Source organism: Longicatena sp. (assembly GCF_982403165.1).
In genome coordinates this window covers 14731-28397 of sequence record NZ_CEVYEL010000006.1, presented here as the reverse complement: position 1 = coordinate 28397, position 13667 = coordinate 14731, and the positions used below count along the sequence as shown (strand labels likewise).

At 37.4% G+C, this 13667-nt stretch carries 9 protein-coding genes; all 9 read right to left on the bottom strand.

What is annotated here, in order from left to right:
• Positions 1–385 precede the first annotated feature (385 nt).
• The 9 genes from AC1VS3_RS02165 to AC1VS3_RS02125 all read right to left on the bottom strand — a co-directional run bounded on the left by AC1VS3_RS02165 (position 386) and on the right by AC1VS3_RS02125 (position 13666).
• Positions 386–997 carry a hypothetical protein gene (locus AC1VS3_RS02165; protein ID WP_008688995.1) on the bottom strand — a complete coding sequence of 204 codons (612 nt, stop codon included), beginning with the start codon at positions 995–997 and terminating at the stop codon, positions 386–388.
• A gap of 153 nt (positions 998–1150) precedes the next feature.
• On the bottom strand, positions 1151–3637 hold the full coding sequence (locus AC1VS3_RS02160; RefSeq protein WP_008688998.1) for an ABC transporter permease: 2487 nt from the start codon (positions 3635–3637) through the stop codon (positions 1151–1153).
• Between the two features lie 4 nt (positions 3638–3641).
• Entirely contained in the window at positions 3642–4361 is a 720-nt protein-coding gene (locus tag AC1VS3_RS02155; protein ID WP_008688999.1) for an ABC transporter ATP-binding protein, read from the bottom strand.
• Positions 4362–4366: 5 nt separating this feature from the next.
• A complete protein-coding gene (locus tag AC1VS3_RS02150) occupies positions 4367–6838 on the bottom strand; it encodes an ABC transporter permease (RefSeq protein WP_481275485.1) in 2472 nt (823 codons plus the stop codon).
• 4 nt (positions 6839–6842) lie between these two features.
• Positions 6843–7562, bottom strand: coding sequence for an ABC transporter ATP-binding protein (locus tag AC1VS3_RS02145; protein ID WP_017144623.1), 720 nt, complete (start codon positions 7560–7562; stop codon positions 6843–6845).
• Position 7563: 1 nt separating this feature from the next.
• Entirely contained in the window at positions 7564–10092 is a 2529-nt protein-coding gene (locus tag AC1VS3_RS02140; RefSeq protein WP_008689002.1) for an ABC transporter permease, read from the bottom strand.
• Positions 10093–10416: 324 nt separating this feature from the next.
• Positions 10417–11343: a magnesium transporter CorA family protein gene (locus AC1VS3_RS02135; RefSeq protein ID WP_008689003.1), complete on the bottom strand. Its 927-nt coding sequence runs from the start codon at positions 11341–11343 to the stop codon at positions 10417–10419.
• 9 nt (positions 11344–11352) lie between these two features.
• Positions 11353–12207 (bottom strand): DMT family transporter, encoded by an 855-nt coding sequence (locus AC1VS3_RS02130; protein WP_008689004.1) that lies wholly within the window; start codon positions 12205–12207, stop codon positions 11353–11355.
• Positions 12200–13666, bottom strand: coding sequence for a DUF2779 domain-containing protein (locus AC1VS3_RS02125; RefSeq protein WP_008689005.1), 1467 nt, complete (start codon positions 13664–13666; stop codon positions 12200–12202). Before AC1VS3_RS02125 ends, AC1VS3_RS02130 begins: the two co-directional genes overlap by 8 nt.
• Position 13667: the final 1 nt, after the last annotated feature.

Genomic DNA, 13667 nt, shown 5'->3' with positions numbered 1-13667 from the left:
TTCATTCGTCACCTCATGAAAGGATTTTTTTGATTATTTTCATGATGCGCGTAATTTAGAAGAAGAAACAAAGGAATGTAGCAGTTTCTATCTTTTCCTTATGATCCAGATATCGCACGGATGCACTTAACTAATTATCAGCCGCTCATACTGTATCCTTTTAATTTTTTAAAACTCATGATCTTCCATTTTAAATTCATGAATCAAAAAACGAATTATGCTTCATAAAGTTTCTAATAAATAATATTCTGCAAATTGTTGATATTTACTTATTTTCAGTATTTATTAGCTATATAACTAACAATCGTAAATCATTAGCTGAATCACTAACAATATACGATCATTAACGAATTAAATTTATATATTTCATAATAAGTTAGCAAAACTAACCTTTTTGTGCCATCTTTAACTTCTCTACTTTCTCTAATTCCTGTAGGATTGCTTTTTCTTTATTACCGTTTGTTGCAGGAGAAGGATTCCAAAATAGAGCCTTTGTATCATAGGCAAATTTTGCTTCTACATAATTTTCTAAATGATCGTTGATATCGTTGCTTTCCATATCTTCAGGTAGCTGATTAGCACCCACATAGGAATCGATATCAATTTCACACCAACAAAATTCCTCACATAGCTGTAACATGCCACGATATTTACAACTGGCTCTATCCATGTAGGTTTGGAATGCAAACAATTTTTCATCCTTATGAAAATAAGCACCTTTCCATACCGCTTTTGGCTCTTGCTGCATACTCTGTAGATTTGATAGTATTTCTGTTTGTATGTTATTGCTGGAACCGACTTCTAAACAGTACCAATCTTTTCCATCTTTTCCAAACAAAGCCCATACACGTTTTTTATCATTACCAATATCAAGATTGTCTTTAATATCCTTTTTTGCGGAATTAATTGTATCTTTCGTAAATCTGCATATACACTTTATATAGTTTAGCTCACTTAAGTTCAACTTCTTACAGGTTTTCTTTATGCTCTCATCCACTTTATTCACCTTCTTTCATTTCCTAACATCGGGCATTACATACTTTGCAATTAAAAATATAAAAATATACTTCTATTATAAGAGGAAATCGTTACGCAATAGCTACAGTAAACAGATTTCCTCATCGTACCATGAAATACCTATCTTACACCATCAGATATTGGGGTGTTTTCGTTTTCTGGTTATTACAATAAGCAGTAGGTATAGCAGTACCACAATAACGAGGCAAACAGGAAGAATCCAGATAGCTCCTGATGGCAATTCATATAAACCAAGATAAACTCCTAACACCTGGAAATAAGGATATTGTAAAATACCATACAAGAGAATAGCTAAAATCATAGCTGCTACAATAATCATGCCTTGATATAAGATATCTCGCTGCAGCCGAATCTTTTTTTGCATACCGATATGTGCATAACAAATATTGCTCATCTTTTGCATAGCTTCATCTGCACGCACATTGGCATATAAAGTCAACAACAAGACAAAACTGCCCATCATTGCAACACTAATCATGACATAGCGTAATTTCAGACTCAAATCGTTATTATTCTCCTGCAAGATGTGTAATACCGTATCGTAGCTATCATAGGCAATGCCTTTTTCCTTTAAAGCAGCTTCAAAAACTTGCTTTTGTGAGCTGCCCTTTAGTTTTAGGATAGTCTTAGGCATTTGTGGATAATGCTCTCTATCTAAAGGACTCATGTTACGACTGGCAAATGCCACATAGCCTTGATTTACGATAGATTCTGTAAAGCCATAGATCGGATATCCATTTACTCGCCATCCCTGTGAGAATTCAGCATAAGTGTCATTAGCAACTTCAGGATGTTTTTTCACATAGTCAGAATACATGATATAGCGATGAAAATCATGTTGGATACGACGTGGCACCATAGTACGCATCTTTTCCATCAATGTTTCGCCACCTTCTGCTCCAACCGGTGGCGGATAAACGCCCTCTTTTACCGGTAGAAAATGCTTTAGACTTCCAGTTAAGGTAATGCGCATGCCTGGATAATAATGAAATTCTACACTATCCCGCGTGCTTTTATCATAAACCATGAATTCCTTATCGATACTGGTAAAACGCTTTGTTTCATCCATAAAAGCAAAGACATCAAAATATTCCTTTTTCAGTTCCATAAAATCATCATAAGCTATCCCTTTATACAACTGATAATCAAATTGTAAGCCAAAGGTAGCCGGCGTATACAAATGCCATAAAATACTTTGCGTCATAAACAGCAGCAAGATTGTTAAAAAGATAATAGCTAAAGAAAGAATATTACGCATGGAAGAAAACGGATGTGTTAAAACTTCTCGCCATGCCATATGCAGACTCTGCCAACGATACCGAATACGATGTGTACGTTTTGTAATATGCACGTCTTTCGCCTTCATCGCATGGGATAGATTTGCCTGGAAACAGGCATGTACTTGCCATAGCATCAAAGCGAGCAATCCGATAAAGAAAAGGATGGTAACCGGCAAAAGATATAACACTGTTTTCGTTGATAAAGAAAATAACAGACGCAAGACATAGTTTTGTTGATGTGCCAACACTAGCTGCAACACGATATCAAAAACAATCAGCAGACCAAGCGCTGCAGCAAACAGCTGCCCATATTCCATTCCATATGCCTTTTGAATATTTTTCTTCATGATCCCATTGGCAATCAAAATATGCAGCTTTTCACGATCTTCGATCAGCTTACGTTTCATAAAGGCAAACAAAACAAATAAACAGCTTACCACCAAGCAAAAGGTAACACTTAAGGATACAAATTGGAAGATACCATCTTGTACATGATTACCATCAATTTCATCCGCAAGTAAACGAAAATCTATCTGAGCGGAAGAAGTACGATCATCATTATACGCATCACTGCGCAGGGCATACTCTTTCTGTGCTGAATAGTCCTTGATTTTTAATTTTAAGATACGCTCATATAGACCTGCCGCCTTTTCAAGACCATACGTTTTCACATAATGACCGTTTATTTGTTCTATGGTTTTCTCATTAACGATACCTACGGCACGTCTGGTAATCTGATAATCCTGAATAGCTTTACTATTCTTTTGATTGGCATAGCCATCATCGTAATTAGGATAATCAAAAACACTTGTTATCGTAAATTTTTCTTTTTCTTGGAAGGATCCAGTAATTTCAATCTCATGTCCTAAAGGTTCAATGCCCTGTTTTCGTAAAGAACGTGCATAGCTTTCCATGACCCCGATTTCATGCCCCTTTAAATCTTTTAAGGGCTTACCTTCTAATAACGGATAATGCGCATCGCTTTTCACGAATCCTTCTAAATAGATAGGAGATGTTTCTTGCATCCAGCTTGTTGAAAAAACGCCATACGGCCATACCAAACTTTCTTCATAAGTGAAGTCTAAGTTGCCATCTTCTTTATACTCTTGCAAAAAATCCTTGATTTCATCATCATATTCTTTATAAAAAATATTGGTCGTGGCTACATCCATCTTATCGATACGTTCTGCCATATTTTGCCCTTTTGTAAACACTGTAAAGGTGATTTGCAAAGATAATAGGGAAAGAAAGAGCAGCAGTATCAGCATAGCATGCAGGAAAGCTTGTTTCTTATGCAAGGTTTTATATACAAGTTTCATAAGCTTAGCGCTCCGTGATTTCCATCACTCGCTGATAGTTAGCTTCTAGATCATCACCGGTAAAGGCTTCATCGCATTCAAATACCCCACTTTCCACAAACACCATTCTTGTTCCATATGCGGCAATTCGCGGACTATGAGTTACCATCAAGATCGTTTGTCCTTGTTTATTCAGCTCACTTAAGATGTTCATGATTTCATCAGCAGTCTGTCGATCCAAGGCTGCGGTTGGTTCATCCGCAAATAAGATCTTTGGTTCATTTACCAAGGCTCTGGCAATTGCACAACGCTGTTTTTCTCCTCCGGATACCTGAGATGGATAGTTATCCTTTAGATGATCAATATGCACCTTCTTCAATAGTTCCATGGCTTTGTCATATGCTTTCGCATCATACTGCAATCTGGTTATAGCCACGTTTTCTAAGATTGTTAAATTATCAATCAAATAATTGTCCTGAAAGATAAAACCAAACTGATGCAAACGCAATTGTTCTAACGCTTTGCCTTTGATTTCATTTAGCTTTGTACCACCAATTTCAATACTTCCCTCATCAATCGTATCAAAACCGGAAACACAGTTCAAAAAGGTCGTCTTTCCACTGCCGCTTTCCCCCATGATGATCATAAAATCACCGGGATTTACATGAATATTAATCCCTTTCAAGATCTCAACGGTCTTATCCTGGGTCTGATAAGACTTTCGTAAGTTTTTTACATCAATCATACTGTTCATCCTTCCTTTTTATGCTGCGCTTTTCCATAAAACAACATCCCTGCACTTAATATGATAACGAAGATTACCATTAGCATAGGCATCATGCTTAACGATGAAGGTAATTCATATACACCAAGATAAATGCCTAATACATTAAAATACGGATATTGTACAAGTATATACAGCAACGCCGTCATAAGAAAGGCTAGAAGCAGCATCAACGCTTCATAAGAAAATTCTTTGCGCCGACGCAAGCTGTTCTTAACACCGATGCGTGCAAAACATGTATACATCGCTTTTTGCTGCGCCTTATCGGCCATGATATTGGCGTATAGCGTAATGGCTAACACAAGGATTTCCATTCCAAAGACAACACTCATGACATATCGCAGCTTCTGGTTCAATTCATCATTATTTTCCTGCAGCATCGCTAAGACGCTATCATAAGAATTATACGTCAATGCACTTTGTTTCATCATCTTTTCCATATCTGCTTTTGCTTTCTCATCCTTGACCTTTACCAACATCTTAGGAAGATATGGATAATGGACTTTGTCAACCGGACTTTTTCTTCGCGATGTAAAAGCAACATAACCTTGATTCATAATGGATTCTGTAAAACCATAAATCGCTGCACCATGAACTGAAAAGCCTTCGACAAATTCGGCATACGTATCATTGGCATATTCAGGATGTTGATTTACATAATCCGAATTGGCGATATATTTATCAAAATCATATTGAATACGCCGCGGCACCATAGCACGCTCTTTCGAATAATCTATCCCATTATGTTTTTCATCCGGTATCCGTGGATAAGAGCCTTCTCGTAATGGAAGAAATTCATCCAAATCTCCGGTTAATACCAAACGCATCCCCGGAAAATAACGAAAATCTACACTCTCGCGTGTACTGCGATCATTTACCATATATTCTTTCATAATACCATTTTCTTCTTTGTTCATCTCTAGAAGTGCATATTCTTTTATATATGGTTTGATTTTTTCATAATCATCATAAGGCATACCCGCAGCTATTTGATAATCAAATTGTAAGCCAAAGGTAGCCGGTGTATACAAATGTGATAAGATTCCTTGCGTCATGGACAAAAGCAGGATCGTTAAGAAAATAACGGCTAAAGAGAAGATATTCCGTATTCCCATAAATGGATCTGTCTGAAATTGTCGCATTGCCATATGCAGTGGCTGAAAGCGATAACTGATGACACGTCGTTTCCGTTTTACCGACAGATGTTTTCCTTTGATTTGTCGAAATAAATTGCCATGGAAGCAGCGATGCACTTGCCAACGAATCATCAGCATTAAAACAATGATGAAAGCAACTAATAAAGGTAACAACCATTTTGCCGTTTCCCATGACATGGTAAATAGTAAGCGCAAAATATAATCACTTTGCTGCTGAAGAACAAGATATGTGAAAAAATCAAAAAGGATTAGATAAAGGATTGCGAATACAAACAATCGTCCATATTCCAGATCATAAGCTCTTTGAATATTGCGTTTGGTAATGCCATTGATGACAAGAATACTTAATTTTTCCTGATCATCTAGCAGTTTCCGCTTTAAAAAGGCATACAGAACAAATAAGCAGCTTAGCAATAAACATGCCGTTACACTCATTGACACAAAACGGAAGATAGTATCTTGTACTCGATTGCCATTTAATTCATCCGCCAATAAACGAAAATCTGCCGATGACATATAATAGGTATCTAAAGCATCCTGGCGAAATTCATATTCATCCTGCATATCATAACTATCAAAACGTACTTTTAACATCGTACTGAAGGCCCCTGTCGCACCTTCTCCTTTGGCTTTGATAATCTCATTACGTAAGTTTTGCAAAGTTTCTTGTTTTACGATACCAACAGCCGGTGGTAAGATTTGATAATCTTTTATTGCGTCTTCATTTTTATGATTCACATAGCCATCTTCATAGTTTGTATAATATAGGATGCTTTCAATTTGAAAGGTATGCGCATTTCCCATATCATCTTGAATACTAATTTGATGATGCAAGGGTTCTATGCCTTGTTTTCGTAAAGCATTGGCATAGCCGTTCATAACGGCAATCTGATTACCCTTTAATTCTTTGCATGGCTTTCCTTCTAACAAAGGGTATGCATCATCACTTTGAATATAGCTTTCTAAATATAATGGAAATTTTGACTGCATCCAGCTAGTTGAATAAGGCAGGTATGGCCATGCACTACCTTTTTCATACGTGAAGTTAAATTTACCTTGTTCCTGATATTCTTTCAGATACGTATCAAAATTCATCGAAGGACTGCTGAAGATGGTTGTTGTGGCAACATCTAAATGTTCAATACGTTTTGCCATGCTTTGATTCTTCGTAAAAACCGTGCAGGTTACTTGTAAAGACAGCATAGATAAAAACAGCAGTACGATCAATAAGCCATGTGTAAACATCTGTTTCTGATGCAACGTTTTATATACAAGTTTCATAAGCTTAGCGCTCCGTGATTTCCATCACTCGCTGATAGTTAGCTTCTAGATCATCACCGGTAAAGGCTTCATCGCATTCAAATACCCCACTTTCCACAAACACCATTCTTGTTCCATATGCGGCAATTCGCGGACTATGAGTTACCATCAAGATCGTTTGTCCTTGTTTATTCAGCTCACTTAAGATGTTCATGATTTCATCAGCAGTCTGTCGATCCAAGGCTGCGGTTGGTTCATCCGCAAACAAGATCTTTGGTTCATTTACCAAGGCTCTGGCAATCGCACAACGCTGTTTTTCTCCTCCGGACACCTGAGATGGATAGTTATCCTTTAAATGATCAATATGCACCTTCTTCAATAATTCAATTGCTTTTTCATACGCTTTCGCATCGTATTGCAAACGAGTAATCGCTACGTTTTCTAAGATTGTCAGATTATCGATTAAATAATTGTCCTGAAAGATAAAACCAAACTGATGTAAACGCAATTGTTCCAACGCTTTGCCTTTGATTTCATTTAGTTTTGTGCCACCAATTTCGATACTTCCCTCATCAATCGTATCAAAACCGGAAACACAATTCAGAAACGTTGTCTTTCCACTGCCGCTTTCCCCCATGATGATCATAAAATCACCGGGATTTACATGAATATTGATACCTTTCAAGATTTCAACGATCTTATCTTGCGTCTGATAAGATTTTCGCAAGTTTTTTACATCAATCATATTATATCTCCCTTCCACGATGTCTTCCGATAACCAATAACAGCAAGACACCGCCTGCACATAACAAGGCCATTAGCCATGGCATTATTGAATATGCGGATGGCAACGTATATAAACCTAGATAATCACGCAAAATAGCAAAATAAGGTAGTTTGAATACCGCATATAGCAATAACCCCAGCAAGAACGCCATAACCAGCAAAATAATTTCATGCAACAGCAATCGTTTCTTTTGCATGTTTCTTTGCCAGCCCAGTTTTAACAGATAGCCTTCTTCCCGACGTTTTTCTTCGATGTCACTTTGGACATTTGCATACATCGTCATACAGCCAACTAAGATCGTTAAGCTGGCAACTCCTGCCATAATAGCAAATAAGCGTGCTTGTAAGGCATTGTTATTCTCCTGCAGCACATCTAAGATATCCTTGTAGCGAACATAAGTGATTCCTTGTTGCTTACATGTCGTTTCAAAAGTAGCTGCTTGCTTTTCATCCTTTAAGCGTAGCAATGTCGTTGGAATTTCCGGATACCAATAGGTATTTAAAGGTCTTCGCTTTGCGCGAAAGAATGTAATATACCCATTATTGATAATGGATTCTGTAAAGCCATGTAACTGGGATGCGGATAAGTAATGATTAAGACTATACTCTACATAAGTTTTCGTACGTAATGTATCATCCTGTGCCACCTTTTTATCTTGCATGGTGTATAAGCCAAAATCATGTTCTAAACGTCTGGTCGTCATGCCATATTGTAACTCAAAGGCACGCTCACCTAAGTGCTGCTCATTGGCTTCCTGTGGATAGGTTCCCTTTCGTAAAGGAAGAAATTTATCCAAAGGTCCATCCATGATCATCAATAATCCCGGATAATAATGATAGAGATTTTCATCGCGATTGCTGCGATCATCGACCATAAAACAACGATAGACACTGGTATCTGCACTTTCCGCAGCGACAAACACGAAATCTTCATCCAGATATGTTTTTTGCAGCTTTGTAAAAGATGAAAAGGAGATAGGTCCTTTTAACATATAATCGAAAGATAAACCAAACGTTTCTGGTGTATATAGATGAAATAAGATGGTAGAAGTACCACTTAATACCAGCAAGGTCACAAACACGAAGGCCAAAGAAACGACACTGCGCAGGCTGGAAAATGGAGTGGTTACGATATCACGCAACGCCATTTGTAAGCTTTGATAGCGATAGTGTATGCTCTTATGATGTTTCAAATGCAAAGAGCGCGAGCGTATTGCCGTTACCAAATTGCCTTTAAAACAGGAACGAACCTGCAATGTTACCTGAAAGAGCAAGGCTGCTAAAAATAACAGTGTACTGCCAATGATCAAGAGCCATCCTTTCATTGATAATGTAAACAGCAATAATAAATCGTAACGGTTCAAGACATGCAGAAACCATTGCATCATAAACAGAAGGATAAGATGAATGATAAAGGCCTGTAAAAAGATTTGTACGATTTCCAGCAAATAGGCATTGCGGATATTCAAACGGCGAACCCCATTCATAAACATTAAGCTTAATTTTTCCTGATCCTTTATCAGCTTCCGTTTCATAAAAGCATAAAGCACAAAGCAAGAGCTGATTAGCATACAGATGGTAACGCATAGCGATACAAACTGAAAGATCCCATTCATGATTTTATTGGCATTCATCTCTTCTGCTAACAGACGGAAATCAGGATAGGAAGCCATCTCTCCGGTAATATAGGTATAATCCAGATACATGCGTGAACGTAGGTCATATTCATCCTGCTCATGATAATCATGAAAGCGTATCTTTGCCATGGCATTGCCATAGATAGAGGCTTTTTCCAGCTTCTTGATTGTTTCATAATTTCCAATTGCAACGGCTGGTTTGGCAATCGTGAACATATCGACTTTATTAATATCGTTTTGTCCGATATACCCTTGGTTATAGTTGGGATATTCCATGATGGAAGCAATCACAAAGGAATACGTTTTTCCATTGGATGGATCTTTGATGACTTCCTTATGACCAAGTACCTGGATGCCTTTATCTTCCAGCTGTTTGGCATAGCTTTGGGTGATGGCAATTTCATTTCCTATTAGCTTTTCTAGAGGTTTGCCATCCAATAAAGGATAGTTAGCATCACTTTTCACATAGCCTTCAATATACAAGGGGAAAGATCCTTGGATAGAGCTTCCTGGATATGGGGCATACGGAAAGACGCTTGTCTTTTCATAATAGTCAAAGCAATGCTCTTCTTTCTGTATGACATCCAAAAACTTGTACATTCCTTTTGGTGAATCGGAAATGATTGCGGTATGTGTGGCATGCATCTGATCAATGCGTGCTACGATAGAATCACTACGCGTAAAGACACTAACGCTGATGGATACCGATAACATGGCAAATAACAAAAGGATCATCAATAGAAACTGCTGAAAACGCTGTTGATAATGCAGCGCTTTATATATACATGCGATTTTTGAAAAACACCCTAACCGTAACAGGAAAGGTGTCTTTGTGTGTTCCCTCTTTTTCATATGCTCATTTCCCTTTTCTTATATTGTAGCACAACATGATGGTTTTTTCATAACTCTTTGAAAATTTTCAAAATAATTTTGTGAGTTTACAAAAAAAACAGCGAGTGCTGCTATAAAATCTTTTCTTCATACCGATAAAATATCAGGGGCAAAAGAATGCTGTATTTGATTGGATAGAATATTGTATCGTAAAAGCCTTTTTCTCGTATTCATTTTATAACCAATCTTGAATCTAGAAAAGAATAACCAATGCGCTCTTCTGCATCAATTATACAATTACTCTTATCGCTTTTTCTTAACACCATACACATTTTTCATCTGCTCTTATTGTAAGATATCTTTTTTCTTAAAATACCAGATACAACCAACAATCGTAATGAGTGATAAAGCAATCACGAAAAGATAGCCATAGCGCCATGTTAATTCCGGCATAGTCGTAAAGTTCATGCCATACCATCCAACAATCAATGTAAGAGGTAAAAAGATGATGGTTACGATCGTAAAAACATACATCATACGGTTTAGATTCAAATCATATTGTGACTGCTGCAATTCGCGTACTTGTATGATGTAATCTTTTAGCATTTGCACGCTTTGTTCATAGCGTTGCACACGATCGGCAAAAATACGAATATGATGCAACTGATCTTTTTGAAATAGATCATTTTCATCTTGTTGCAACTCCTCGGCGATATCCATCATTTGCGCAAAGTAATGTGACAGCATCGTGATTTCACGACGAATCTTCATGATATTGGCAGTCATCGTCACCTTTTGCATACTCAAAATATCTTCTTCCATCTGCATGATTGTATTCTCAATAGATTCAAATAGAGGATGCATAGGTGCCAAAACACTTTCTAAAAGAATAGCCAAAACATGTTCTAGGCTATAACTGGTGTTTGGTATTAACTCTAACCTGTGTTGAAATCGCTGCAATGCTTTTTCATCTTCACAAACTAGTAAGATGAGGTTCTTTTTAAAATATACACCAATATGAATAAAAGAAAGTTCTTCATCCTGTTTTATAATTTCATGCACAAGACCAAAGCAATAACCAAAATAAGCATCTAACTTATTAACCGTATGCTGATGATGTTCTTTCAATTCCCGCAATGTCTGTGGGGCAAAGCCAAAATGGGCAAGTAATGGTTCCATTTCCGCCATGCGATATACGCCTGCACATAACACGGTATCATTGACATCATCTAGTGTAATAGGAATCATTTTTTGTTCTAATCGATACAGCATATTGACACCTCATTTCTGATATGAATATAAGAGCATAGCACTAAATAATAAGACGATTCCACTTCCCTGCATTCCTGTACACGATTCTTGCAAGATTAGAAAAGATAGTAATATAGCAGTCAACGGATCGAGATAACTATATAATGCACTACGTGCTAAAGCTAAGTGAGCCAATGCATGAAAATATAAATAATACGCCAATGCAGTATGAACAATACCAATGCATAACAACCAGGGAAGTTGGGCTAACGATATATGTAACATGGTGGTATCTTTACTTATTACTAAATATATGCCAAGTAGGATGGCCGCAATCGATAACTGCCAACTTGTCAATAATAATCCAGGCATTGGCTTTCGAAAACGTTGTAGTAATAAAATCATTGCATAACAGAAAGCAGCACATAATCCCATAATCACACCACGTAAGTTAAATGCACTTTGTGGTTGCCATGAAATGAGAATACAGCCAATCAAGGTTAATATAAAACACCCTATTTGACGTTTGGTAAGTGGCTCATGAAAGAATATAAAAGATAATAACAAAGCCAATATAGGAGCTGTATAATACAGCATGGTTGCTATGGACACACTGACATAACGATAGCTTTCAAATAAAAAAATCCAATTACCGGCTAACGCAGCTGCAGATAGCACCATAAGCTTTCTTTCACCTTTCGCTAAAGAATGCGTCTGTCGTTTAAAAAGGAGCATAATTTGCAATACGATAGCTCCCAACAAGGTTCTTGAAAAAGCTATGGTGGCACTGGATGTTGCTACATTGCGTACAAATGGAGCAAGTGTGCCAAAGATGATCATTGCTAAGATCATCTCATAATCACTACGTTGCAGTCGCTTAAACATCCATAAATCCTTCTAAAGCATGATAGACGATATATTCTGCATAAGTATCCATTGCACAATATTGTGTTAACTCCTCATAGATTTGTTGTTTCTTAGTACCTTCACTTTCTTGATACTCCCGCCATTTTGCTACCGCATCTAATCCATAAGAAATGGCCAAATCTTCATAATGATAAGAACTGAAAATCGGCACCAACGTCTTTAAAGAAAACAGACCTGCCATACGTACATCATAAACATTTCCGGTGGAAAAAGGCAGGGATAAATCCACCATGCGTTCCCATATCTGCATCAAAGCTTTTTCATATTGCGGAAACTGTTGGGCCAATTGTACCAAGCGCAGTTTCTCAGCCCCCTCCATATTATAGACTAAAATCGTTCCCGTTTTCGGTACACTTGCTAACAAAGCTTCTATAAAGGCAAGGCGACAATCTTTCTCACCGATAAAACCAGTATGTTGTAATGTCTTTCCTTTTTCCTCTTCAACATGGAGGCTGAACTGAAAGGTCAAAACATCAAAAGGCTTCATTCCTTCATAAGGTGGAAAGGCATACGTTTCCCATTCAAAATCCAGATAAGAAAGGGGATAACTGATATGATCTTTGCGCCAAGTTTTTAAGGCGGCAACATCCACATACAGCCCGCCATATGTATCCGCCATGATCTGGGCATATTGATGGCGTGTTCCTTCAATACGATCAAGATCGGCATCCTTTAAACGTTGGATTCCCTCTTCTTTCATCGCATATTTATGCTGTGATTGAACTAGATTAGTAATAGCGCCAGGTTGACTTTCTTCTTGAAAACATTCTTTATAAAAAGAACATTTATTTCCTCTAGTACAAAACGATGTCCGCTTTGGTTTTATCTCATCCAATGCATCTAATATACGCATATTCTCAAGCAATGGGCGAATATCTCGCAGTTTCATTTGTACAAGCTGAAAAATATTTTTACCAGGGCGATTATGTGAATTATAAAAATGATCACTGATGGTAAGTAATGCATGTACATCTAATGTTTTTCCCCGTATATACTCCGCATTCAAATGAATGGCATAGATTTCATCTATTCTAATATCCAACAATTGCAACACCGCAATGATATCGGCGATATATTGAGCTTCCTGTTCCTTAGGGTAACAGCTGCGATAACTCATATACAGGATGGTCTTACCTTCCTCCTGTATAAGTACAGGAACTTTGATACGTAAATCTTCATATGCAAAACGGGCATTGACCAATGGCTTTTTCTCTGCGAAAGCCTGCAACGCTAAAGCAGGATCATCATTTGCCTGTCCTTCAAAACAATCATTTGGCAACAACAGACGTTCTTTCATCAGCGAAGTCATACTTTCTGTATATTGCACATAAGGAGTAAATGACTTTTGAACTCTTCTACTTAACCAAAACAAACGTTCACAACGTTCCATCTTTTTTATATCGGTAATATGATACATT

What these genes read in the sequence shown, in the direction of transcription:
- AC1VS3_RS02150 (WP_481275485.1), bottom strand. Translation starts at nt 6,838, where the DNA reads ATGAAACTTGTATATAAAACGTTGCATCAGAAACAGATGTTTACACAT.
- AC1VS3_RS02125 (WP_008689005.1), bottom strand. Translation starts at nt 13,666, where the DNA reads ATGTATCATATTACCGATATAAAAAAGATGGAACGTTGTGAACGTTTG.
- AC1VS3_RS02130 (WP_008689004.1), bottom strand. Translation starts at nt 12,207, where the DNA reads ATGTTTAAGCGACTGCAACGTAGTGATTATGAGATGATCTTAGCAATG.
- AC1VS3_RS02145 (WP_017144623.1), bottom strand. Translation starts at nt 7,562, where the DNA reads ATGATTGATGTAAAAAACTTGCGAAAATCTTATCAGACGCAAGATAAG.
- AC1VS3_RS02155 (WP_008688999.1), bottom strand. Translation starts at nt 4,361, where the DNA reads ATGATTGATGTAAAAAACTTACGAAAGTCTTATCAGACCCAGGATAAG.
- AC1VS3_RS02140 (WP_008689002.1), bottom strand. Translation starts at nt 10,092, where the DNA reads ATGAAAAAGAGGGAACACACAAAGACACCTTTCCTGTTACGGTTAGGG.
- AC1VS3_RS02160 (WP_008688998.1), bottom strand. Translation starts at nt 3,637, where the DNA reads ATGAAACTTGTATATAAAACCTTGCATAAGAAACAAGCTTTCCTGCAT.
- AC1VS3_RS02135 (WP_008689003.1), bottom strand. Translation starts at nt 11,343, where the DNA reads ATGCTGTATCGATTAGAACAAAAAATGATTCCTATTACACTAGATGAT.